Annotated in this window: 24 protein-coding genes and 4 tRNA genes; 26 read left to right on the plus strand and 2 right to left on the minus strand. The window is 40.5% G+C overall.

Annotated elements, in window-relative coordinates:
• Positions 1 to 6 precede the first annotated feature (6 nt).
• The 3 genes from MMP72_RS14830 to MMP72_RS14840 are packed head-to-tail and all read left to right on the plus strand — an operon-like array spanning position 7 to position 4,918.
• Positions 7 to 1,671 carry an outer membrane protein transport protein gene (locus MMP72_RS14830; RefSeq protein ID WP_241406088.1) on the plus strand — a complete coding sequence of 555 codons (1,665 nt, stop codon included), beginning with the start codon at positions 7 to 9 and terminating at the stop codon, positions 1,669 to 1,671.
• Positions 1,671 to 2,927: a putative pilus assembly protein FilE gene (gene filE / locus MMP72_RS14835; protein ID WP_241406048.1), complete on the plus strand. Its 1,257-nt coding sequence runs from the start codon at positions 1,671 to 1,673 to the stop codon at positions 2,925 to 2,927. Before MMP72_RS14830 ends, filE begins: the two co-directional genes overlap by 1 nt.
• 23 nt (positions 2,928 to 2,950) lie before the next feature.
• Positions 2,951 to 4,918, plus strand: a complete 1,968-nt coding sequence (locus tag MMP72_RS14840; protein ID WP_241406049.1) for a hypothetical protein — start codon at positions 2,951 to 2,953, stop codon at positions 4,916 to 4,918.
• A gap of 42 nt (positions 4,919 to 4,960) precedes the next feature.
• Here the strand turns inward: MMP72_RS14840 and MMP72_RS14845 are convergent, their stop codons facing one another.
• On the minus strand, positions 4,961 to 5,509 hold the full coding sequence (locus MMP72_RS14845; RefSeq protein ID WP_241406050.1) for an NUDIX hydrolase: 549 nt from the start codon (positions 5,507 to 5,509) through the stop codon (positions 4,961 to 4,963).
• Positions 5,510 to 5,630: 121 nt separating this feature from the next.
• Here MMP72_RS14845 and MMP72_RS14850 point away from each other — a divergent pair, with 121 nt between their 5' ends.
• From MMP72_RS14850 to fghA, 7 genes are all read left to right on the plus strand, one after another.
• Positions 5,631 to 6,245, plus strand: coding sequence for a CoA pyrophosphatase (locus MMP72_RS14850; RefSeq protein WP_241406051.1), 615 nt, complete (start codon positions 5,631 to 5,633; stop codon positions 6,243 to 6,245).
• A gap of 24 nt (positions 6,246 to 6,269) precedes the next feature.
• Complete coding sequence (locus MMP72_RS14855) at positions 6,270 to 6,797, plus strand: gamma carbonic anhydrase family protein (RefSeq protein ID WP_241406089.1); 528 nt, start codon at positions 6,270 to 6,272, stop codon at positions 6,795 to 6,797.
• Between the two features lie 137 nt (positions 6,798 to 6,934).
• The gene (gene tsaB, locus MMP72_RS14860; protein ID WP_241406052.1) at positions 6,935 to 7,603 is read left to right on the plus strand and encodes a tRNA (adenosine(37)-N6)-threonylcarbamoyltransferase complex dimerization subunit type 1 TsaB; all 669 of its coding nucleotides are present in this window, start codon (positions 6,935 to 6,937) and stop codon (positions 7,601 to 7,603) included.
• A gap of 2 nt (positions 7,604 to 7,605) precedes the next feature.
• Positions 7,606 to 8,430 carry an undecaprenyl-diphosphate phosphatase gene (locus MMP72_RS14865; protein ID WP_241406053.1) on the plus strand — a complete coding sequence of 275 codons (825 nt, stop codon included), beginning with the start codon at positions 7,606 to 7,608 and terminating at the stop codon, positions 8,428 to 8,430.
• Positions 8,424 to 9,233, plus strand: a complete 810-nt coding sequence (locus MMP72_RS14870; RefSeq protein ID WP_241406054.1) for a class I SAM-dependent methyltransferase — start codon at positions 8,424 to 8,426, stop codon at positions 9,231 to 9,233. The genes MMP72_RS14865 and MMP72_RS14870 overlap by 7 nt, the downstream gene beginning before the upstream one ends.
• 191 nt (positions 9,234 to 9,424) lie before the next feature.
• Positions 9,425 to 10,870, plus strand: coding sequence for a C13 family peptidase (locus MMP72_RS14875; protein WP_241406055.1), 1,446 nt, complete (start codon positions 9,425 to 9,427; stop codon positions 10,868 to 10,870).
• Positions 10,839 to 11,684 carry an S-formylglutathione hydrolase gene (fghA, locus tag MMP72_RS14880; RefSeq protein WP_241406056.1) on the plus strand — a complete coding sequence of 282 codons (846 nt, stop codon included), beginning with the start codon at positions 10,839 to 10,841 and terminating at the stop codon, positions 11,682 to 11,684. The genes MMP72_RS14875 and fghA overlap by 32 nt, the downstream gene beginning before the upstream one ends.
• Positions 11,685 to 11,721: 37 nt before the next feature.
• Here fghA and MMP72_RS14885 read toward each other — a convergent pair whose 3' ends face one another.
• Positions 11,722 to 11,997, minus strand: a complete 276-nt coding sequence (locus tag MMP72_RS14885; RefSeq protein ID WP_241406057.1) for a DUF2218 domain-containing protein — start codon at positions 11,995 to 11,997, stop codon at positions 11,722 to 11,724.
• Between the two features lie 183 nt (positions 11,998 to 12,180).
• On the opposite strand from MMP72_RS14885, the gene rpe reads away from it, so the two are divergent.
• The 16 genes from rpe (at position 12,181) to MMP72_RS14965 (ending at position 24,389) form a co-directional block, all read left to right on the plus strand.
• Positions 12,181 to 12,867: a ribulose-phosphate 3-epimerase gene (rpe, locus tag MMP72_RS14890; protein ID WP_241406058.1), complete on the plus strand. Its 687-nt coding sequence runs from the start codon at positions 12,181 to 12,183 to the stop codon at positions 12,865 to 12,867.
• Positions 12,868 to 13,326: 459 nt separating this feature from the next.
• Positions 13,327 to 13,752 (plus strand): hypothetical protein, encoded by a 426-nt coding sequence (locus tag MMP72_RS14895; protein WP_241406059.1) that lies wholly within the window; start codon positions 13,327 to 13,329, stop codon positions 13,750 to 13,752.
• A 76-nt stretch (positions 13,753 to 13,828) separates the two neighbouring features.
• Positions 13,829 to 15,601 carry a copper resistance system multicopper oxidase gene (locus MMP72_RS14900; RefSeq protein WP_241406060.1) on the plus strand — a complete coding sequence of 591 codons (1,773 nt, stop codon included), beginning with the start codon at positions 13,829 to 13,831 and terminating at the stop codon, positions 15,599 to 15,601.
• Positions 15,588 to 16,481 (plus strand): copper resistance protein B, encoded by an 894-nt coding sequence (locus tag MMP72_RS14905; RefSeq protein ID WP_241406061.1) that lies wholly within the window; start codon positions 15,588 to 15,590, stop codon positions 16,479 to 16,481. The genes MMP72_RS14900 and MMP72_RS14905 overlap by 14 nt, the downstream gene beginning before the upstream one ends.
• Before the next feature lie 82 nt (positions 16,482 to 16,563).
• Entirely contained in the window at positions 16,564 to 17,067 is a 504-nt protein-coding gene (locus MMP72_RS14910) for a cobalt transporter (protein WP_241406062.1), read from the plus strand.
• 1 nt (position 17,068) lies between these two features.
• Positions 17,069 to 17,611 carry a hypothetical protein gene (locus MMP72_RS14915; protein ID WP_241406063.1) on the plus strand — a complete coding sequence of 181 codons (543 nt, stop codon included), beginning with the start codon at positions 17,069 to 17,071 and terminating at the stop codon, positions 17,609 to 17,611.
• A gap of 166 nt (positions 17,612 to 17,777) precedes the next feature.
• Complete coding sequence (locus MMP72_RS14920; protein ID WP_241406064.1) at positions 17,778 to 18,095, plus strand: multidrug efflux SMR transporter; 318 nt, start codon at positions 17,778 to 17,780, stop codon at positions 18,093 to 18,095.
• Between the two features lie 51 nt (positions 18,096 to 18,146).
• Positions 18,147 to 18,635 carry a methylated-DNA--[protein]-cysteine S-methyltransferase gene (locus MMP72_RS14925; protein WP_241406065.1) on the plus strand — a complete coding sequence of 163 codons (489 nt, stop codon included), beginning with the start codon at positions 18,147 to 18,149 and terminating at the stop codon, positions 18,633 to 18,635.
• A gap of 80 nt (positions 18,636 to 18,715) precedes the next feature.
• The gene (gene argJ / locus MMP72_RS14930) at positions 18,716 to 19,948 is read left to right on the plus strand and encodes a bifunctional glutamate N-acetyltransferase/amino-acid acetyltransferase ArgJ (protein WP_241406066.1); all 1,233 of its coding nucleotides are present in this window, start codon (positions 18,716 to 18,718) and stop codon (positions 19,946 to 19,948) included.
• A gap of 142 nt (positions 19,949 to 20,090) precedes the next feature.
• Positions 20,091 to 21,155 (plus strand): quinolinate synthase NadA, encoded by a 1,065-nt coding sequence (nadA, locus tag MMP72_RS14935; protein ID WP_241406067.1) that lies wholly within the window; start codon positions 20,091 to 20,093, stop codon positions 21,153 to 21,155.
• A 132-nt stretch (positions 21,156 to 21,287) separates the two neighbouring features.
• Positions 21,288 to 21,364: transfer RNA gene (locus MMP72_RS14940), tRNA-Pro, on the plus strand.
• A gap of 70 nt (positions 21,365 to 21,434) precedes the next feature.
• Positions 21,435 to 21,511 (plus strand) — tRNA-Arg (locus MMP72_RS14945).
• Between the two features lie 39 nt (positions 21,512 to 21,550).
• Positions 21,551 to 21,626: transfer RNA gene (locus MMP72_RS14950), tRNA-His, on the plus strand.
• Positions 21,627 to 21,642: 16 nt separating this feature from the next.
• A tRNA-Pro gene (locus MMP72_RS14955) sits at positions 21,643 to 21,719 on the plus strand.
• Positions 21,720 to 22,031: 312 nt separating this feature from the next.
• Positions 22,032 to 22,499 (plus strand): DMT family transporter, encoded by a 468-nt coding sequence (locus tag MMP72_RS14960; protein WP_241406068.1) that lies wholly within the window; start codon positions 22,032 to 22,034, stop codon positions 22,497 to 22,499.
• A 285-nt stretch (positions 22,500 to 22,784) separates the two neighbouring features.
• Complete coding sequence (locus MMP72_RS14965; protein WP_241406069.1) at positions 22,785 to 24,389, plus strand: choline dehydrogenase; 1,605 nt, start codon at positions 22,785 to 22,787, stop codon at positions 24,387 to 24,389.
• The last annotated feature ends 17 nt before the right edge of the window (positions 24,390 to 24,406 follow it).

Consider the following 24,406-nt stretch of genomic DNA (forward strand, 5'->3'; position numbering starts at 1 on the left):
CTAATGGTGAAATATCCTAAGTTATGTCCTTTGACGATTGGGGTTTTGATTGCGGGACTTTCGAATATTACACATGCTCAGCTCGGGCAAGATTTATCCGTTGATTTAAGATCATTGGCTTTGGGGAATGCGGTAACTGCGGACCCACCAGGCATTAGCGCTGTACATTTTAACCCTGCTGCCCTCGCAAAGTTGGAAGGTCTACAAACAGATGTACAAGGGATTTTAGCGAACTTCTCGATTAAGCGAGATTATACCGCACCTGCTGGCTACAATGTCTTTGGCTACTCAGATGATCCACTTGTTTGTAATGATGGTCCAGAGATAGACTCACGTATATGTACCGATTTTAAGGGAACGGTATCTGGTGATGTTGAGTATGCGAGTCTTTATGTCCCAATTTTGAAGAAAATCGTGGACTTAGGGCCTAATATGCCAATTGCTGCTCCGACAGCTGGTATTTCGTATAAACCACCAGGTTCTAAAGTCACCTATGCAACCGCGATTTACGCACCCTTAGTGGCTGGTTTTGGTGCTGAAGATGGTAATCCAAGTAATTATATGGGGCAACAAGTTGCATTAGAGCGTATTACGTATTTATCACCATCATTTGGTTATCAGGTGAATGATCACTTAGCGGTTGGTGCTTCATTTGGGATGTCATATCAAGCAATTGCATTGAAAACAGACTTACGTTTTCCCAATGAAATGATTGGTGTGCTACGGATGGTCGATGAGGTTGTCTGCGCTCCGTTTAAAGGGAATGGCGATATTATTACGGATTTATTACTTTTTGGGATGTGTAATTCCAAAGAAGGAATGAATCCGTTTAATAAAATGGGGGCACTTGAAGTCTCTATGGAGCAATCGCTGAGTCCAAGTTATAACCTAGGGATTTTGTGGGAACCCACAGATGATTTTAGCTTTGGTATGGTTTATCAAAGTGAAGCAAAAATGCGCTTGCGTGGTAAGTATCTGATTAATAATGCTGTTGCTCCACAGCAACTTGTTGCTGGTCTTAATTCATCTGCAACAGGACAGGTTTTGGCGGCGATCTTGGGGCTGCCAGGCTATGTTCCTGATATTGAATCTGGTTTAGTTGCAATGGATTTTAAATATCCGCAACATTTTAAGGCAGGGATCAAGTATAAAATCTTTCCAGACTTACAAATGAATTTTGATGTCGGTTGGACAGATTTCTCTGCTTGGGATAAATTCAAATTTGAGTTTGATCGTCAGATCTCTTTATTAAAAGTTGCGAAGTTATTGTCTGCGGATGTTTCGGATCGATCGCTAGCATTGCCATTACAATTTCAATCTGCATGGCGGTGGGGCATTGGTTTTGAATATTCAGCAACGGATCGCTTAAAACTTCGTATGGGATATGAGCCTCGAACCAGTTCAATTCCTGATGGTAAACGTAATACGATGGTACCGATTAACAATGCACAGTTATTTGGCTTGGGTATAGGCTATCGATTTGACCAAGATACTGACTTAGATTTATCGATTGGTTTTTTACGTAGTCGTGATGATATTCCCGCCAATACCAGTAGCCTAGCCAATAAAACTGGGGTTGATAATATTTTATTAAACCCATATGCAGGTCTAGATATTAAAACAAATACGAAGGTTACATTACTTGGTATTAATTATAGAACAAGATGGTAATGCAAAAGAGAATGAAGCAAGGATCTAAATTTGCGCTGCTGATGCTAGGTGTTGTATTGGCAAATGGGTCAAATAGCTATGCAGACGGCTTCTATACGATCATTGGGCCAGATGGTCGCCCAATGATTGTGCCTAAAAAAAATGTAAAACAGGAAGTATCGCCCAAAAAACAAGTTGAGAATGTCATTCCCCCAAAGAAAGTTGAACAGATAGAAAAGTCAAAGCCTGCGCGATTACAATCATCTGAACCAGTACCAGTATTAAATACGGTCAAAGATCTAATATCGCCGCAAACAAAGTCATTATCCTTACCTTCTGCAGAGATTCAACTTTCTCGTACAATCTCTACGAAAGATAAAGAAATAGAAGATCATGTTCTAAAACCTTCGGTAGAGCATGAAACAGCAACTCCTGTGGTGACCAAGATGAATCCTCAGTTGGAGGATAAACCTATTCTTCAACCGAAGAAAATAGAAAAACGGCCAGTACAGGTTGCTAAACAACAGAAATCATCAATTGTAAAAGAGACTACTGATCCTTCATCTTTAGCTCCTATTCAGCAAGTAACAGCACCAAGCTCCTTTGCTAAAATTGATGGTGTTGAGTATGTGAATAATGAATATCTTGAAGACCAAGAATTCAATTTGGATGGGAAAAAACGTTTTTATATGATGCCAGACGGCAGTGGTCGCTTAGAAACGGTAGAACGTAAAAAAGGTGTGAGTCGATCAGTTCTTGATAAGCTTTTAAATCGTTCAGTTCAAAGCGCAGCACCTATTGTTTTAGCTGACAGCTATATACGGTTGTCTGAACAGGATTTATCTCTCGCATTTGAAGATGATCGCTGTTTTTTAAAAGATTATTCTAAGTCAATTAAAACATTGGCACTTCAAAAGGAGGTGGGTGTATGGCCACGGAAACCTTTAAAAGAAAAGTTTGAATATGATTTAGTTAAAATGGATGCTTCTATTCAGTATATGCAGATTGATTCTTATGCTATCAGTAATGAAAAGCCTGTTTATTACTGGCCTCTGGTGGTTTTTTTAGATGAGCAAGGTTGTATCAAAGAAGGCGCAAGTGGCTTTAAGAGTGGCGAGACAAACGCGACTTTCTTACAGCATGCAGCAATTCATGGTGTAATCAAAGTCCCTTCCGATGCACGTTATATCATGATGACACCATTGGCTTCAGCAGTGGATGTATCAGAGCACGAACTCTCGAATCAAGGACAGATCAAAATCTCTGCTATACAGTAATTATAATTTAGGATGAATGATGGATGAATAAAAGAATAGTATTACCATTTGCACTTTCTGCATTAGCCATTTTATTGAATGGGTGTGGTGGAGAAAGTTCTAAAATTAATGAAGATCCTACCAAAGGTACGAAAGGTGTTACATCAAATACCAGTTGTGATGTAAATACAAGCACTTGCTTACAGTTTGCGACAGACTATCCAATAGCTGGACTGAACTTCGATTGTAGTACCGATATTGTGCATCATTTTGCGACTAAACTTGACAGTAATACGGTGACAGGTGCTTGTAAATTAGGTGATACCGCAACTTTTTATATTCAAGGTGAGGAGTCTCCAAAAATTAGTCTGGGTGCGATTAACTTAGACAGTATCAGTAAGCTGAAAATGCCAACCTTAGCACGTATCCGAGTGATTGATTTGGCGATGGCGCTGACTGGGAAAATACCTACTACTTTGGATACGACAGATGAGACTATCAGTGTTGCGGTGGCATTGATTAAGATATTCCAAAGTTTGGGTGCCGAGAAGGAAGATGAAGGTAATGTTATTGGTGATATTCAGCCAACTGAAATATCGCAGGAAAAGAAGAATCAACTTGCTAATATTAGTGGGTCGATTGGTGCCGCTGAATTGATTAGCGGTGAATATGTTAAAATTATAAAGCCTTGGATTGATGTTAGTTCAATTTCTGATGATCAAGCGTTAGCAATATTAGCGCAGTTGTTAAACCTTTCAAATACAGCAGTATGGACTGCGGATTTACCTGTTTTTAAACTTGGTAGCGGAAGCAGCTCTTCAAATACAACATCCCCAGATGGTTTTTTTGGTTGTAATGTTGATTATTCAAAATGTGTAGATGCTAGCGTGAGTAATTTATTACATTCGATGGGTAATTTTCTATTATTAACAGATCGACAGGGATATATTCTTGGTTATGGTCAACAATGGACTGGTGCTGCCACTGTAACGAATAATAGAGTACTTCCGCCTTATTATTTAACAAGTTTAGTTAAGCCGCAGAAAATACAATTAAAGACGCAAAATGATTGGTTGAATCCTTTTACATATTCTCTTAATACGGATAAACCTTTATCTTTCAGTACTAGTGCCGATCCGCTTAATGATTTAACGATTAAGCAAGGACGTTTTATGAATCAGAGTACGATTTCTGGAACAGAAGGGTTTTATCGCGGTTTAGTCAAGATGAAAGATAGTGACAAAGTCGATATCTCGCATTTAGGTCAATGGCAACAGACTGCTTCAAATCAGAGTTTTAAGGGGGCTATTGATATCGTGAAAGTGAATCAAGCGAGTTTTCTCTCAAAGGATATCTTTAGAACTGAGTTGAATGTGGCGTCAGGACAAAAATATGTATTCCCATTGTATGCCACCTTGACGATTAGGTTTGATGAGGCTGCAAAATTACCACCTGTAGATTTAGGTATCGTGATTGATGAGTTTGGTGATATCCGTACTGATATTCGAAAAGATTATACAGCAACGGATATGTCTGGAAACTGTGCGAAAGCTGAGCCAAATGCCGATGGTACCTATACCGATGAATATGGTGAAACTCAATATCGTATTGGTACAACAGGGGCAACATTATTTTCAACCAATGATAAATCGATCTCTGTTCGTATGTTGTTATCAAATCCGAAATTTGAGACGATTGATGGTGTGATGTTTGGAATAAACTTTAGTACAGTATCCGGTGCTAAAATCAACCTTCATAATTTGCTTGTTGGGCAAGCAGATGGGATTAACTTGACTAACTTTTCGAATAATACTGTTGTTTGGTCAAATCAGTATGCATTTTATCAGGCTGCTTATGTTGGCTTGTACGACCGACTAGATAAGGATAAAGACAAATATGTTGCGCCAACAGCAGAAGAACGTGAATTGGCGAAACGTTGGACGGGTGTAGTCAGTATAAAAATCGCAGATCAAGCGATTCCAGCGTGTAATGCCATTAAAACCAAGTCCTAAATTTTAGTGATAAAAAAGACCGCGATTTGCGGTCTTTTTAATTTAACCGGTATGGTCTAAACGCGTGCCTAGTGTCTCTAAATGAGGTGGAAAGATACCGCTTTTACGGTCAGAAAAATAGTGTCTTAAGGTTTGTTCTACACTGGGAAAGGCCAGTTCGTTCCAAGGGATCTCATGTTCTTCGAACAAACGACATTCTAGGCTTTCTTCACCCGCACCAAACATGCCTTGTTTTAATATCGCTTTAAATAGAACATATATTTGCCCAATACGTGGGATATTATACATACAGTAAAGCTGTTCAATTTCGACGTCAGCTTCAGCCTCTTCACGGGTTTCTCTGGCAGCACCTTGCTCCATGGTTTCAAAGAGTTCCATATAGCCTGCAGGTAAAGTCCATAGCCCATAGCGAGGCTCAATTGCACGACGACACAGTAAAACTTTATTATCCCAAATAGCCAATGCACCACAAATAACTTTAGGATTTTCATAGTGAATGTTGCCACAATGGGTGCAAACAAGTCGTGATTTATGATCACCTAATGGAATTTTTTGTTCGGTTTGATGCCCACACGCAACGCAAAAGCTCATAATTATCATCAGCGATAGAGATAGCCCAGCATAACTGAATTTTGATGACTTCGCATCATCATCTATATTTGCTGTTCAAATTTCAGCTATGATGCATAATGAAGGAAAAGGCGAAAAAGAGATGAGTCATATGGAAGAACCATCGTTAATACAACTTTTACAACAACGGTTGCGTTTTTCCAAACGAATCCAACAGGCTGATGCTGCTGTTTTGATTGCGATTACACAAGAAACGCAACCAAAAGTTTTACTGACACGCCGTTCGATCCATTTATCGCAACATGCGGGTGAGGTTTCATTTCCTGGCGGGAAGCGTGATCCGAGTGATACCAGTAACATTGTGGTTGCTTTACGTGAGGCGCAGGAAGAAACTGCGTTAAATCCATTTGACGTGAAGCTGTTAGGTGATCTACCGATCCAACGTGCTCGTAGTGGTCTGTTGGTTAAGCCAATTGTGGGATTGATCCCAGCGCAAGTTGACTTAATTGCACAGCCTTCTGAAATTGATCGTATCTTTTTTGCTCATCTTCAAGAGTTGATTGATGCTCCACCTTTGCCTTATGAAGTTCGCTTAGCTCGTCAATCGCTGTATTTTCCGAGTATGCAGGTTGAGAGTGAAGTGGTTTGGGGTTTAACAGCGAGAATGTTGGTTTCTTTGTTTCAATATGGTTTGGGGCATCAAAAAAATTGGCCTTTTCTTGTCAATCCACCTAATTTTGGTCTATCTAAGTTTTAATTTTTAAAGAAGTATTTTCTCATGATGTATACGTATCAAGGATTGAGTCCGAAAGCATTATATGAACCTTGGGATGGTTGGGTTGCGCCAACCGCGACTGTCATTGGTCAAGTGGAGTTTGGTCGTCAAGTCAGCATTTGGTTTGGTGCTGTGGTACGTGCAGATAATTGCGTCATTCGTATTGGTAATTTTTCTAATATTCAGGAAAATGCAGTAGTGCATACGGATGCTGGGATTGAATTGAATATCGGTGAGTATGTAACCGTTGGCCATAAAGCAATGTTACATGGTTGCAGCATTGGTGATAATTCCTTGATTGGGATGAATGCGGTAATCCTTAATCGGGCAGTGATTGGTAAAAACTGTATTATCGGTGCGAATGCTTTGATCCCAGAGGGTAAAGTGATTCCTGACAATTCTGTAGTGATGGGTTCACCAGGTAAAGTTGTAAAGACGATTGATGAACAGGATGTTGAGCGTTTGCGTTGGAGTGCTTTACATTATGCCGAGCACTATAAACATTTTTTAGCGTTAGAAGAATTTCATTTTTAAGAGTATCTTAATCAAAAATAACATTTGCCAAACAGTAGTTTGGCTTTTTTGTATCAAAATGGAGAACAACTCGAATATCAGAATGGAGTGGGGTATGATATCGCTCGTTTTTCATCATATTTCGCTTAAGGTTTTGAATGAAGTTGCTTGCATTGGAAACTGCCAATGAGCAGTGTTCTGTATCATTAATTGATGCGACTCAAGAGCTCTATTTTCAATTAGATGGGCGTGCAAAAGCACAAACTCAAACGATTTTGCCGTTAATTGAACAAGCTTTATTACAAACACAAAATCAACTTAAAGATTTAACCACAATTGCATTTAGTCGGGGACCGGGTTCATTTAGTGGTGTGCGGATTAATGCTGCGGTTGCGCAAGCATTGGCTTGGTCACATGATTTGCCTGTCATCCCTGTTTCAAGTTTACAAGCGTTGGCACAAGCAGCGTATCGTTTGCATGGGTTAACACAAGTGACGGCTGTATTAGATGCGCGAATGCAAGAAGTGTATATTGCAAATTTTAGCTTGGATGAGCAGGGTGTCATGCAGGCCGTTAATGATGAAAAATTATTGAGTTATGAGCAAGCTTCAAGCTATTGCAAAAATATTGCAGTGGGTTCAGGTTCAGCGTTGATTCAGTCTGAGCAGCGACATTCAGATACCGTTGTGGCGACAGCACAAGATATTGCAAGTATTGCGAAGGTTTATGCAGCAGAACAAAAATGGGTAGATGCAGCCTATGCATTGCCTGTTTATTTACGTGATGATGCGTGGAAAAAGATTCCAGAACAAGGTAAAGCGGGTTAAGTATGGATTTGTTACTGCTGCTTAAAGCAGCGATCATGGGTATTGTTGAAGGTATTACCGAGTTCTTGCCGATTTCAAGTACAGGTCACTTGATTTTAGCATCGGAATTAATGAACTTTTGGACACCTGAAAAAAGCGCTGTTTTTGTCGTGATGATTCAGATCGGCGCGATTGCTGCCGTGATCTATGAGTACTGGTCACGCTTGTGGAATGCTGCAACAGGTATGGTAACTGGCGAAGAAAAAGGGCGCCGTTTGGGATTTAGTCTTATTTTTGCCTCGATTCCCATTGTTTTAGTGGGCTTAACCTTTGGGCAAATGATTAAAGATGTGCTCTTTAATGATCTTGTGGTTGCGTTAGGCTTGATTATTGGTGGATTAATCATTATTTGGGTGGAAAAGAATCCACCTCAAATTAATGCAGTTGAAGTTGAAAATATCACCTTTAAACAAGCTGTTTGGATCGGTTTAATTCAAGTGTTGGCTTTGATTCCAGGAACATCACGTTCAGGCGCAACCATTATCGGTGCAATGTATTTAGGTGTATCGCGTAAGGCGGCAACCGAATTTTCATTTTTTCTCGGTATCCCGGTGATTATTGGTGCGGGCTTATTAGACTTGTATCAAAGTTATCATGTGTTTGATGGCTTCGATGATTGGATCGTACTTGCTGTTGGTCTTTTTGTTTCTTTTGTCTCTGCTTTACTCTTGATCCGTGCATTGGTCGCTTATGTAGCTAAGCGTGATTTTATGATTTTTGCATGGTATCGGATTGTTTCAGGACTATTAATTTTATTACTGTTCTTTACTGGTTGGAAATTATGGTAGGCGAATTTCGCTTATTTTTTGAAAGCTCTGAGGTTGAGAAAGCACAGCACTATCAAACTGTGCTTTCTTTACGTGGGGTGGTTGTCGAGCTCTGTTTGATCGAGCAATTAAATGCTCGATTTCTGCGTCTGAATCCTGAACTTGCCTTGTGTGCTGATGCATCGGGTTTGTGGTTATGCGCGAATGGTATGAAAATGCGACCTGATTGGCAGGCAGAGATTCCACGCTTAAAGCGTGCCAGTCTAAAGTCGGAAATGCTAGCTCGTGCATGTCAATTGGCTGAAAAACCAAACTTGGTTGATGCAACTGCGGGTTTGGGGCATGACAGTTTGTTAATGGCACATTTAGGCGCACAAGTTCATTTAATCGAACGCAATCCGATTCTATTTAGTCTATTAGAAGATGCCAAAGTCCAAGCACAGCAAGATCCATTTTTACAGCTCACGATGTCACGTATACAATTAATTTTTGCTGATTCAGCGGTGTACTTACAGCAGCTTAAGCAACAAGATCAGTCGGTTGATGTGGTGTATTTAGATCCAATGTTTCCTCAGCGTGATCAAAATCATCAAGCAATCAAAAAGCAAGCGCAAGTGAAGAAACAAATGCAATTATTGCACTTATTATTACCTGAGCAGGGTGAAATGGATTTAGGTGATCAATTATTGGCTTTGGCAACACAGGTCGCAAAACGCGTAGTTGTGAAGCGTCCACGACATGCTGTTTTTCTTGCTGAGCAAGTTCCTGATCATCAGTGGTTAGGTGATGCTTGTCGTTTTGATGCATATTTTTCCAAGGATTAATTTTAAAATACATTCCAAGGATTGTGTGGCTTCGGTCAATGCTCAGTAAAGATTTGTGATATAGTGCCAAAGCATAATTGCTAAAAAAATCTGGTCCAGCATACACTAGCACTTCACATCATATCTTTTTAAAAAATGAGATTCATTCTGTAAAAGATTGGCATATTTTGAGTTTAATCCCGAAGAATTTTATGATAGACCTCAAACCATCGATAAATATCTGGCATGATTTTAAAAGTAACCAAATTGCTGGAATGTGGTTGTTTCTAGGGTCACGTCGATCTTTACAAGTGGTTCATCCATCAATCACGCAATTGATTCTCTGGGGGATTTTAGGTGCTTGCACCAACTCACTTTATAGTTGGCTGGTTGCAGGGCAAGTCGGAGAGTTTAATTCTCAGGGCTTGATCGGTTATGCGCTTTGGCCTTTTATTGCCCTGATTGTCGGTATTTTTTTATCGCAGAGGATGAACCAACCGCGCTTGATGCTTGTTCCTGCATTATTGTGGTTAGTGCTTGATACCAATATTCTACTTTTACAATGTTTGGTCCAATATCTTGGTTCAAATGGTTATCTGAACTTTATTCCAGACAGTATTTATAATGGCTTGCTACCACCATTATTTGCTGGACTGTTTGTTTGGCAAAGTTTAGCTGTTATTTGGGTTTTTTCTCGTGCCTTGAATTGGCCGTGGTGGGAACGTACTTTAGTTTTTGTGGCGACCATTGCAACTTTGGTCGTCTGGCAGCTATCCGTAAAAGATCAACCGATTTGGAAGGTAGAAGAAACGCCTGCCAGTTTTGCCGAAGATGCTTTTTACGCGCAAAGCCATTTGCTGAATAATGCCTTAGATCAAATTCAATATAGTGATATTGCAACGAGTCATTGGTATTTTTTTGGTGTGGCTGGAGACAGTTATGCCGATGTCTTCAGGTCTGAAATTGAACGAATCAAAGAGCAGTTTGATACCCGTTTTGGCACTTTTGGTCGCTCTATTATGTTGGTCAATAACCCTGCAACGCGTTTAGATATCCCAATTGCATCTAAAACCAGTATTGAATTGACTTTGCGCCGTATTGGTCAGCAAATGAATCGTGATAGTGATGTGTTGTTTCTTTATATGACGTCACATGGTGAGCGTAATCATTTTGAGCTTGAAAATGCGCCTTTAGATTTAGGTCAAGTTGATCCGAAATGGTTGCGTGAAACACTAGATAAATCAGGGATTCGCTGGCGCGTGATCGTCATTTCAGCATGTTATTCAGGTAGTTTTATTCCTGCATTACAATCGCCAGATACTTTAATTATTACCGCATCTGCGGCAGATAAGACCTCGTTTGGTTGTAATAGCGAAGCAGATTATACTTATTTTGGTCGTGCTTTTTTTGATCTGGCAATGCGCGAACAAAATTCGATGAAAACTGCTTTTGAGCAAGCAAAACAGACGGTTACTCGGTGGGAAACCGCACAAGGAGTTGTACCCTCCGAACCACAATGGTCAATTGGACGCAATATGGAGCTGATGTTGCCGCAATTAGAACCGTATTTATTCCCAATACAGAATATGACAACAACAGATATGACAAAAACACAGGATAATGAACATGCAGCTACTGCAAAAAAATCGTTGTTTTGAGGGTGAGCAACGTATTTATCAAGTTGAATCTCAGCATCTAAAAGGCGTGAGCAAGGTTGGGGTGTATTTACCACCAGCTGCCTTAGAGGGAAAAGCATGTTCTGCGTTATTTTATCTTGCTGGTTTGACGTGTACTGAAGAAACTTTTGCGATTAAAGCTCATGCACAGCGTATGGCTGCTCGACTCAGTCTGATTTTAATTACGCCTGATACTTCTCCTCGTGGAGAAGGGGTTGCACAAGGTGATCATTGGGATATTGGGCAGGGTGCAGGCTTTTATATTAATGCGACGCAACAACCATGGGCTGAGCATTATCAAATGGAGTCTTATTTGGTCGATGAGCTGTATGCACAGGTGTTGCATACGTTTCCGATCATTGAAAACCAAGTCGGAATTTTCGGGCATTCAATGGGTGGTCATGGCGCATTGACCTTAGCATTTAAATATCCTGAACAATTTAGATCTGTTTCTGCATTTGCCCCAATTTGTGCACCCAGCATTTGTCCTTGGGGGGAAAAGGCATTTAGTCAATATTTAGGTACTGATCAGCAGCAATGGTTAGCCCATGATGCAATGGCTTTGGTTCAGCAAAAGGGGCAAGTGTTTGAGGAAATCTTAATTGATCAAGGTGTCGATGATCAGTTTTATAGTCAACTCAATCCTGAAGCGTTTAAGCAAGCGTGTTTAGATGCAAGTCAACCGATTACGTTGCGTCTGCATAAAGGTTATGATCATGGTTATTACTTTATTCAAAGTTTTATGGATGATCACTTACAGTTTCACGCGATCCAACTGGAAAAAGTAACGACTTAAGATTTAAACAGAAGCAAGAAGCTCATCTGAGCTTCTTTTAACGATGTTCCCATTCCGCAGTAAATTCTTGCTGCGCCATACGATTTAAATGATCAATCACCACTTGTTCTAAACGTTCGACATCTTCTTGTTGATTTTCAATGAGAATATCTAAATGTTGTTGTTGGGGTGTCAAGGTCACGGTTGCAGTAGGCATAAAGATTTTTGAATATGTGTCAGTTTCAGCAACTTCAAACTTGTGTTTCCAATGATTCACTAAGCGTTTGCTAATACGTTTTCCTTCGATGGTTGTGATTTGTGTCGTGCTATTCATTTCTCTAAGTCTTGTTATGGCTTAATTTTCAACTTAGCAAATTTGGTTTTGTTTGAAAGTAGTATTCCTGCAACGTGCTGTTGCAACTTTGCAATGCTGTTTTGATGACTTTGTAACAGACGGCGTTGCGGTAAATTTGTTATACTTTAGCCATCATTTTCTTCGTTTTTTGCCAGGTCATCCATGTCCAAGCCTTATTTAATTGCTCCTTCGATTTTATCTGCTGATTTTGCACGTTTAGGTGAAGATGTAGAAAAGGTTTTAGCTGCGGGTGCAGACGTTGTGCATTTTGATGTGATGGATAACCATTACGTACCGAATCTGACTTTTGGTGCGGGCGTATGTAAGGCATTAAAAAATTACGGTATTAAAGCATCGATTGATGTGCATTTAATGGTGTCACCTGTCGACCGCATGATTGGTGATTTCTTGGATGCGGGTGCTGACATTATTACCTTTCATCCAGAAGCGACTGATCATATTGATCGTTCTTTGCAACTGATTAAAGCAGGTGGTGCAAAAGCAGGATTGGTCTTTAATCCAGCTACGCCGTTACATCATCTTGATTATGTTTTAGATAAAGTCGATCAAATTTTATTGATGAGCGTAAATCCTGGTTTTGGTGGACAAAAGTTCATTCCAATGACTTTGGAAAAACTACGCCAAGCACGTAAAATCATTGATGCAAGTGGTCGTGATATTCGTTTAGAAGTTGATGGGGGCGTAGGTCCAGCCAATATCAGAGAAATCGCAGAAGCGGGTGCGGATATGTTTGTCGCCGGTTCAGCAATTTTTGGTCAACCAGACTATAAAACAGTGATTGACCAAATGCGGGCAGAATTGGCTAAAGTGCATCAGGTAGAGATTTAACTCCATTTTTATTTACAGCATATGAGTGTGGGTAACTTAATCCTTGCTACTCGAGCGTAGAGCTTGTTTTGCGCATGAGGAATATATTCCGCAAGAGCTTCGCTTTTCTTAACGCTGCTCATGTGGATAACTTTGTTTATAACTGGGTGGATAACCGTGTTGATAAGCAGGTGGATAAGATGTTGTTAAAATAAACAAAATGATTTCAGTTGTTTATATTCGCAACAAAATGATGAAAAAAGGACAAGTTTTTGTCCTTTTTTTGTGCGCTAACTTATTTATTTTGCTTTATTTTTGTTCATTGTTGCTTTAAAGCTGAATCGTGTAATAAAACAACGACTTCGTGCTGCAAATAGATGGAGTTAGCATAATTTGAACATAAAGAAGATTGTGCATAAGGTTGAAAGAAATTATGCTAAGCACATTCAACTCATTTGAACATTGACGCAAGGACATTCAGTGCAACTTCGCAAACGATACAAACATCTGTGGTTTGTATTCCTGATGATATTTTTCATCGGGGGAAGTAGTGTGGCTGTTGCAGCAGTTCAGTCGATTCAAGTTGATCAAAAAACCTCAACGGCACAAATCATACCGTGTCATGACATGCAAATGATGGATCAACATCATCACATGCAAATGTCACATCCCGACACAACCCCTCTCGCCAAATGTCATACTGGGCAAATGCAAGATAATCAGCAGCATTGTCAGGACTGCAATAGTCCTTCGCATTGCCAAGCCGTAAATCTTGCTCTGGATCAACACACGCCGAGTGTGTCTTCTTTGCCTCTTTTAGAACTTCATACGCATAAAAATACGGACTATCAAGCCCGACATCTTGCTGGATATTGGCAAGAGATATTACGCCCTCCTAAAACCTGATTTGTCTTTACAGGCTCTTTCTTTTACTGAAAAGAGAATAGGGCAATTTGCAAAGTTAACAGATTAGGAAAATATCATGTCTTCAAAAATATATGCTGGCGTTGTTGCTAGTCTAAGCCTATTGTTTGCACCCTATAGTTGGGCTGCGATTAAAGAATATCATCTGAATATTAATCAAGAGATGGTCAACGTTACGGGAAAACCAGTAAAGCGTATGACCGTAAACGGTAAGTTTATTGCACCACTTTTAGAGTTTGAAGAGGGCGATGAAGCGGTGATTCATGTCCATAATCAACTCAAAGATCAAGATACCTCATTGCATTGGCATGGATTACTTTTACCAGGGTTAATGGATGGCGTACCCGGATTTAATGGTTTCCAAGGCATTCAACCGAATGGTAGTTTTGAGTATCGTTTTAAAGTCCGTCAAAATGGGACTTATTGGTATCACGCGCATAGCAAAGGACAAGAGCAAGATGGTCTATATGGCGCATTGGTGATTTATCCAAAAGGAAAACAACCTGTTGCAGTGCATGAAAAAGCTGAGCGCGACTATGTGGTGATGTTGTCTGATTTCCATGAAACGGAAAGTGACAAAATCATGGCCAATCTGAAAAAATCTGCTGAGTACTATCAAGACCAACGTGAAACCGTTGCGGATGTTTGGAAACAAGTGAAGCAACAAGGTTTAAAAGCGACTTGGCAAGATCGCTCGATGTGGAATCAGATGCGGATGCTCAAAACCGATTTGTCTGATGTCACGGGGTATACTTTTCTTGTAAATGGAAAAACACCACAACAGAACTGGACAGGGGCATTTAAAACAGGTGAAAAAGTTCGCCTACGTTTTATCAATGCATCGGCAATGTCGTTCTTTGATGTGCGTATTCCAAATTTAAAAATGACGGTGGTCAGTGCGGATGGTCAGCCTGTGCAACCCGTAGCTGTTGATGAATTCCGTATTGGTGCCGCAGAAACGTACGATGTGCTGGTTGAACCAAAGCAGCCACATTATCAAATTGAGGCTGAATCGATTGATCGCTCAGGCTTTGCCATCGCTTCGTTACATAATGAAATGCAACCCCAGCATCAGCATATGATTGAAATGCCAAAAGCACGTCCACGTGCTTTACTGACGATGGATGATATGGGGCATGGTTCGCATGCTCAGATGGATCATAGTGCTCATGGTCAAATGGATATGACCGAAATGGATCATAGTGCTCATGGTCAAATGGATATGACTGAAATGGATCATAGTGCGCATCATCAACATTCGACATCTATAGCTGCACCTGCAAAAGATCAGCCTGATACCGTCCAAGGTTGGGCAAATGCTGCAACGCCTGCTGGGCATAAAGCTTTGCAGTACGCTGATTTGAAATCATTAACACCTCAATTGGATACGCGTCCAGCCGAAAGGGAGTTGGTAATTCGCCTTGGCGGCACCATGGAGCGTTATATATGGACCATGAATGGTAAGAAATTTAGTGATGCTGAACCCTTGCAAGTGAAGTTTGGTGAGCGCATTCGCTTGAAGTTTGTGAATGACAGCATGATGGCGCATCCGATGCATTTGCATGGCATGTTTATGCAATTAGAAAATGGGCAGACCTCTGCCAATATGCCAAATAAACATACGGTTGTCGTACCACCAGGTCAAACGGTTACTGCGATGTTGACTGCGGATGAGTTAGGTGAGTGGGCGATTCATTGTCATTTGTTATTCCATATGTCCGCAGGCATGATGAATAAACTGATTGTGGCAAATGTTGATGACGTGAAAGTACCTCAACAAAATATAGCGCCTGTTCAACCATCTCAAGGAGCGAGCCATGCACATCACTAAGCGATCTTCTGAAATGAAACGATCTACACGACGGTTTTTCATCGGTGGCATGATGTCCTCTTTGAGCGTATTGACTTATGCGCATGAAGGACATGATCAGATGATGCAAACGCAGATGAATAGGTCTGAGCAATCTAGTACAGTAATGGATCATTCATTACGCTCAAGTCAGATAAAATCAGTGCAATCAAAAACTGCTGTTCAACATCAACAGCACGATCATCGCCGTGAACATGGTGGACAGATTTATCAGGCAACCACTTTGGAAAGTGCTTGGACTATCGATGATCATGGACGCGGTAGTGCGAGTACTGAATTGAAAACATGGGTTGGTACAGATGAAAATAAAATCTTTGTCAAAGCGCATGTAGAAAAGGCTGAATCTAAGCAAGCCGACACTGAAGCAAAAGTATTGTACAGCCGTAATATTGCTGATTTTTGGGATGTACAGGCTGGCGTACGTTATCAATATCAGTCCGAACAACAGCAAGACCAAAATCAATGGAGTGCAGTGTTTGGTTTACATGGTTTAGCACCTTATTTCTTTGAAACGGATGCGTATGTGTATGCAGGGCAGGATCAACGTTGGCAGCTTAGTTTGGAAACAAGTCGTGATTTCTTGTTTACACAAAAGTTGATTGCTCAGCCTTATCTCAATGCAGATATTGTGTTGAGTGACCAATCAAAATATGCACGTAAATCAGGTTTAGCTAAACTGCAAACTGGCATACAAATGCGTTATGAAATCAGTAAAAAAGTGATGCCATTTATTGATGTTGCTTATGCCTATAGTAAAGGCGTAAAACAAACTGAATGGCAAACCGCATCGCAGCATGAAAAAGGTGGATTGTATGGGGCTGGTCTTACGCTAAAGTTCTGATATTTTGCTTAATTCTTAACATTTTTGAGATACTGTTAGTTTATACTAGCAGTATCTTTTTTGAGTCATTTATGGTGCATCAATGGCTTTAGAACAACAACACAATCAAATAACAGCAAAAACAAAGCAATCTGAAAAGATCGAGCGTGCTCAAGCATCCCTATCATCACAATTAGAGTTGATCGCAACCGATGGCAGTATATATGTGAGTTACTACTATATTCCACATATGAGCAGTGTTGTGGAGGCTCAACGCGTCAGAAAAGCGCTTATTCCTTTTGCTACGATACTTGTAGAACACAATATTGATTTGGATGTCCGCCATTTAACCCTTTATCACGATGATTCAATTGATGAAGTCACCGCTGCATTACAAGCTTTGAATTTAGGTGCAGAACTACAACAAACGATGTCTCATTATGAGCCATTGGAGCTTGCGAATCTCCAATCACAACAATTTGATGTATTGACCAACCAAGAAGAAACGCTGGGACGTTATTTCAAAGCGACTCAACAATTTTTATATGCTGTATTAGAAAAGTTAAGGCAATGGATTAAAGCGTTGCTAAGTAAAAAGGATAAATAAGATGCCAAGATGGATGTATGGCCTGATGGGCTTTGCATTGATTTGGTTGGTTTGGACCAATTGGCTCAAACCTGTACCCAATCTCACTCAGGTGACGGCACAGGGTGTGCAAATCGTAGAATTACAGTCTTATGAAGGTACCTTTCGTGTGCTTTCACGCAAAGATTATCATTCGGGGCGAGAGGCTGAGTTTTCTCCAATTGATTTAGCTGTGGGTTGGGGCGACATGGCAAAACCTGAAATTTATAAGCAGATTGATATTTCACAACGGAATCGTTGGTATTACTGGAAAGTAGATGCACAGCCTCCAATCGGTTTACGAGAGATCGCAGTACAAAGTGCCAATATGCATATGGTGCCTGCAACCGCACAGGTTGCTGATCAGCTTAAGAAAATAAAAAAAGATGATTTGGTTGACTTGAAAGGTGCGTTAATTGAAATTCAGGCTTCGGATGGTTGGCGTTGGCGGAGTTCTTTATCTCGTGAAGATACTGGGAATGGGGCATGTGAGTTGATGCGAGTGGACAGTGTGGTTTGGCACTAAATTATTAGCGTATTTATTTTCATTGTTAAAATGATTCGATGGTCTAAATACATAACAATTCACATAATCGTCAAATTTTAAATTACAATGTTGAACTGAGGAGGACGACCTCCCAGAATAGAATCACGTTGGGACGACCCAACCCTTGCTATGCATGAGAGAAAAAATGGCGTGGGCAATTTTAATTTTGGCTGGTATTTTCGAAATTATTTGGGCGTATTCGATGAAGTTGTCGGATGGTTTTACTCGTTTAACTCCGACAGTGATTACCCTCGTTTTTATGATTTTGAGTTTTGGTTTACTTTCATTTTCGATGCGGACCCTTCCATTAGGCACAGCATATACGGTCTGGACTGGGATTGGTGCAATCGGATCATTTGTTATTGGTATCGTGATCTTAAATGAACCAATGACTGCAATGCGGATGATCGCAGCAGTACTCATTGTATCGGGTTTGGTTTTGATGAAACTTTCATCCCCTTAATGTTATCTTCTTTGAAAAGAGGAATGAGGGGAGTTTATAAGGAGATAGTAGATGCAACTGGTTTATATGTACATGGACTCTCCAGTGGGTGCATTAAAATTGGTTGCACATGATCATGCTTTGGTGGCTGTGATGTGGGATAACGAGGATCATAAACGAGTACGTTTGGCCGAATTAATAGAAGACCGTCAACATCCAATGCTACATAAGGTAAAACAACAATTAGAACAATATTTTGCGGGGCAACGTCAGCAGTTTGATTTGCCTTTGGATTTTCAGGGTACTGCATTCCAGCAACAAGTTTGGCAAGCATTGCTCACGATTCCTTTTGGGGAAACGCGTAGTTATAAGGATATTGCGCTTCAGATTGGTAATGAAAAAGCGGTACGTGCTGTCGGTGCTGCCAATGGTAAAAATCCGATTTCGATTATTGCACCGTGTCATCGGGTGATTGGTTCGAGCGGAGCTTTAGTTGGTTTTGCTGGTGGTTTGGATAAGAAGCAGATTTTACTGAGTTTAGAACAGAGCCAAATTCAATAATCTATCTCGTTAATACTCGATTTTAATCGTCTTTTGGAATAAGCTTAAATCTTTCATAACAAGTTGAATGGATATCTATAATGGCTGTTGGTGACGTAACGATGCCACTTATGCATGTGGTGCAGGGTGTAAAAATTGGCTCAACTGAGGCGTATGTACGTTATCCAAACCGACGAGATCTAGTCATTTTTGAGTTTGCAGAAGGATCAAATGTTGCGGGTGTATTTACCCAAAGTGCATTTGCAGCCGCGCCTGTTTTAATCAGTAAAAAACATTTGGCTGAAAGTACTTCGCAAAAACAGCCACGTTACCTGATTATTAATACAGGCAATGCCAATGCAGCAACGGGTGCAGTCGGTTATCAAAATGCAGAAGTAACCTGTGCTCAATTAGCTGAATTGACAGGCGTGCAAAGCAATCAAATCTTGCCGTTTTCAACAGGCGTGATTGGTGAGCAACTGCCGATTGAGCGTTTAGTTCAAGGTATTCAACCTGCTTTGAATGATCTAGATGTTGATCATTGGGCAGATGCGGCATCGGGCATTATGACCACGGATACCACACCAAAAGGTGCGTCTGAACAATTTGAATTAGACGGCATCACCTATACCATGACAGGTATTAGTAAAGGTGCGGGCATGATTCGTCCGAATATGGCGACGATGTTGAGCTTTGTTGCCACCGATGCACCGATTTCAAAAGCATTGGTTGAACAACTACTAAAAACAACGGTTGAGCATTCATTTAATCGGATTACCATTGATGGAGATACCTCGACCAATGACTCCTGTATTTTTGTTGCAACAGGTTTAGCGGGTGGTGCTGAGATTCAGAGCCAAGATGATCCACGTTATCAACACGTGCTGGATGTCCTTGCTCAAATCATGAATCGTTTGGCGCAATTGATTGTACGTGATGGTGAAGGTGCAACCAAATTCATTACGGTTCAGGTTGAGGGCGGTGCAAATACCCAAGAGTGTTGTGATGTCGCCTATAGTGTTGCTGAATCGCCATTGATCAAAACAGCTTTATTCGCATCTGATCCAAACTGGGGACGTATCGTGATGGCGATTGGTAAAGCTGGTGTATCTAATCTAGATAGCAGTCAAGTACAAGTCTGGCTGGGTGATGTGCAAATCTGCTTAGATGGTGGTGCCAATCCTGACTATACCGAAGAGGCGGGTGCGGCAGTGATGGTAGAGAAAGAAATCACCATTCGTATTGATCTTGGGCGTGGTACGGCACAAGATACCGTTTACACCTGTGACTTTTCTTACGACTATGTGAAAATTAATGCCGATTATCGTTCGTAAATTTGCGTTATAATGAAGCCTCCACAGTGAGGCTTTTTTTATATTGCTTGTTTGTGGATGATGTGATTAATCCCAAATCTCAACAGATACCCACGTTATTAGTTTGCAGTGATGCAAGCACGCAGGATAGAGAAGACGCTTTATGAATGATGCGAATTTAATTGCGAACGACGCCAAAAATATTGTGCAGACGCATTTAGATCGTTTGGGCGAGCCAAAGGACAATAGCCTTAGCCCAGAAGTGAAACAACAGAAGTTTGCTCAAATTGCAGCCGAGCTTAAAAAAAGAAATGCTGTATTGGTCGCACACTATTACTGTGATCCTGACGTACAAGAGCTTGCAGAGCTGACAGGTGGATGTGTTTCTGATTCATTAGAAATGGCACGTTTTGGTCGTGATCATCCTGCGACGACATTGGTGGTTGCTGGGGTTAAGTTTATGGGTGAAACCTCAAAAATTTTATCACCTGAAAAAACCGTGCTTATGCCAACTTTAGAGGCAACGTGTTCACTCGATATTGGTTGTCCTGTGGATGAGTTCTCTGCATTTTGTGATCAACATCCTGATCATACGGTAGTGGTTTATGCTAATACCTCAGCTGCGGTAAAAGCACGTGCAGACTGGGTTGTAACGTCGAGCTGTGCAGTTGAAATTATTGAGCACTTAGATAGCTTGGGTGAGAAAATTATTTGGGCACCAGATCAACATTTAGGTCGCTATATTCAAAAGAAAACAGGCGCAGAAATGTTGTTGTGGGATGGTGCTTGTATCGTGCATGAGGAATTTCGTGCACGTGGTATTACTCAGATGAAAGCACTTTATCCCGATGCCGCTGTTTTAGTCCATCCTGAGTCGCCTGAAGCAGTTGTGGATATTGCGGATGCGGTGGGAAGTACTTCGCAGTTGATCAAAGCTGCACAGACGTTGCCACATAAACAGATGATCGTGGCAACAGATCGAGGCATTTTTTATAAAATGCAACAAGCCGCACCAGACAAAGAATTATTTGAAGCACCGACAGCAGGTGAGGGGGCAACTTGTCGTTCATGTGCGCATTGTCCTTGGATGGCAATGAATGAATTGGATGGTATTTTGCATGTGTTACAACATGGCGATGAAGAAATACATGTCGACCCAGCATTGGCTCAACGTGCGAAATTACCTTTAGATCGAATGTTGAACTTTAGTGCTGCGCTAAAGCGTTAAAATGTCTGTTAAATATACATTTGATAAGGAAAAATCATTTTTTTTAAAACTAGGTGTTGACGTGATGCAACGTCAAGCCTAGAATGCACACCGTACCGCACGATGTGCGATACAATAAAAGCTGAGATAGATCGGAGCATAGCACAGCCTGGTAGTGCACCTGGTTTGGGACCAGGGGGTCGTAGGTTCGAATCCTACTGCTCCGACCATTTAAAATAATGTTTTAAAACATCGTTTTATGATCGGCGAAGTATCGCTTGATAGTATTATCATCGTTATGCGCCTGTAGCTCAGTTGGATAGAGCATCCGCCTTCTAAGCGGATGGTCACAGGTTCGAATCCTGTCAGGCGCGCCATTTGGTAGCTTGGTACATAGAATCAAAAAACATGTTATGGTGGATGTAGCTCAGTTGGTAGAGCCCCGGATTGTGATTCCGGTTGTCGCGGGTTCGAATCCCGTCATTCACCCCACTCTTTTAGAGTAAATCGGAGCATGGCGCAGTCTGGTAGCGCACCTGGTTTGGGACCAGGGGGTCGTAGGTTCGAATCCTACTGTTCCGACCATCATCTTAAAGATGAGATAAAAGCCGCTAAATAAGCGGTTTTTTTGTGCCTAGATTTTTTAATTTATTCACTTGCTTATCGATTAAATCGCTTCTATTTTTATTGATTCATTTAAACTTTCAAAATTTAAATATAAGTTTGTTTGTCACAATTAAAAACGCGCCTTTTACCTTTAATATCTACTCTTATAACGAACCTAAAAATGATCTAATGTTCGATTGGTCAAAATATGAAATACTCATTGAAAAATTGATATCTAATTATATTTCATTTCTATAAATCGGCTTTAAAATTCTAAAAGAGAGAGGGCACGTGAATAATATAAACTATGTCTTTATTTGTCTTTTGGGTGGGCTTATTGTGCCGCTGCAATTGGCTATGATTAATGCTTTTCGTCATGCAAGCGGTGCTACACAAATACAATCAACATTTTTCTTATATGTTGGTGGTACGGTTGCGTCATTGATTCTTGCACTCTGTGTGGATGGTAGTATTAAACCACCGTTGTATCAACAAACCTCATGGTGGATGTGGTTATCAGGATTGTTAGGATCATTTTATATCCTGTGTATATTTCTTGCAGCTCCACATATAGGAGCAACCAATACCTTATTGTGGGTGTTTTTAGGTCAAATGATCTTTGCAACAATCATTGATAGTAGCGGTGTGCTTGGAATGCAGATTAAAAAAATAGATGGTCTTAAATTGATAGGTTTAGGTCTTATTTTTATTGGTGGGTTGATTATGATCTATAGTGAATATAAACATTCGACTCCTTAACAAGGTTGCAGATATTGCTGAGAAATGCTGAAGAGATTGATCAAAAATCTTGTTTTAAGTCGAATATTTAAAATCAAAAAAATGACAGGACGAATGAATAATTTCATGTTTTGATCGAACTGATTATTTGTTGCAAACCGCTTGCTGGATTTGGCTATTGTAGTTTGAGCGATATCCAGCTATTTTGCATTTTATGCGGCTGGTCTGTTCGACAGCTACAACAGTATTTAAATACCATATTTAGCATAATGCATGCACTTTTTAAAAAGAAAAAAAGGGATAGAAATGACACAAACAGCTTTTGATTTTGTAATTATTGGTGGTGGTTCAGCAGGTTGTGTACTGGCTGGGCGACTATCTGAAAATCCAAATATTTCTGTATGTTTATTAGAAGCTGGTGGTGATGGAAATAGTTGGCTCGTAAATACGCCTGCTGCTGCGGTCATCAGTATTCCTACAAAATTGAATAACTGGGCGATAGAAACTATTCCACAAAAGGGTCTGAATCAACGTAAAGGTTATCAACCCCGTGGTAAATGTTTGGGGGGAAGTTCTGCAATCAATGCAATGGTGTATATCCGTGGTCATCGTGATGATTATGATCATTGGTCGGCTTTAGGAAATATAGGTTGGTCCTATGATGAGGTGCTTCCATATTTTAAAAAGTCAGAACATAACGAAAGAATTAAAAATGATTATCATGGGCAGCATGGACCTCTTAATGTAAGTGAGTTGAATTCAGATAACCCCTATCAAAAAACATTTATAGAGGCTGCGAAACAAGTTGGTTATCCACTCAATGATGATTTTAATGGCGCTGAACAGGAAGGTTTAGGTGTTTATCAAGTCACACAAAAAAATGGTGAGCGTTGGAGTGCTGCACGTGGTTATTTATTGCCACATTTAGGCAAACGTCCAAATCTACATGTGATTACGCATGCGACAGTTACTCGTATCATTATTGAAAATGGTCGTGCTGTTGGTGTGGAATATAAACAAAAAAAACAAACAACAATTGTGAAGGCAAACAAAGAGGTTTTGTTGTCAGCAGGGGCATTTCAATCCCCGCAAGTGTTGATGTTGTCGGGCATAGGCCCACGCCAAGAACTTGAAAAGCACGGTATTCCTGTAATTAAAGATTTAGCTGGGGTGGGTGAGAACTTACACGATCACCCTGACTTTATTTTTGCTTATAAAACCAAGCAAATGGATGGAACCTTTGGTCTTTCGGTTGGTGGTAGTCTGGATTTGGTCAAACAAATTGGACGTTATCGTAAAGAACGCCGTGGTTTGATCACCACCAATTATGCTGAATGTGGTGGTTTCTTAAAAACTCGCCCTGAACTGGACAAGCCCAATTTACAATTACATTTTGTGATTGCCATTGTGGATAACCATGCACGGACGATGCATGCTGGGCATGGGATCTCATGTCACGTGTGTTTATTGAATCCACGTGCACGTGGTTCAGTCAAACTCAGTGGTAAAAATGTGGATGACCCTTTATTGATTGATTTTAAATTCCTTGAGGATGAGCAAGATCTTCAAGACATGGTGGATGGCTTTAAAGTCACGCAAAAATTAATGCAAGCACCTGCGTTAAATGAAAAGATCAAAGAAGATATGTTTACTGCGAATGTAAAGTCGGATGATGAAATTCGTGAGATTTTATGTCAGCGTGTAGATACGGTTTATCATCCAGTCGGTAGTTGTAAGATGGGTGTGGATGAGATGGCAGTGGTTGATCCTGAGCTGAAGGTTTATGGGGTTGATGGTCTTCGTGTGATTGATGCTTCAATTATGCCAACCGTGGTGAATGGTAATACCAATGCACCTACGATTATGATTGCAGAAAAAGCAGTAGATATGATTCGCCAAACTTGGAAGTAAGATTTTGGAGCTAAGGT

The organism is Acinetobacter sp. NIPH 2699, assembly GCF_022549355.1.
In the GTDB taxonomy this organism is placed as follows: domain Bacteria; phylum Pseudomonadota; class Gammaproteobacteria; order Pseudomonadales; family Moraxellaceae; genus Acinetobacter.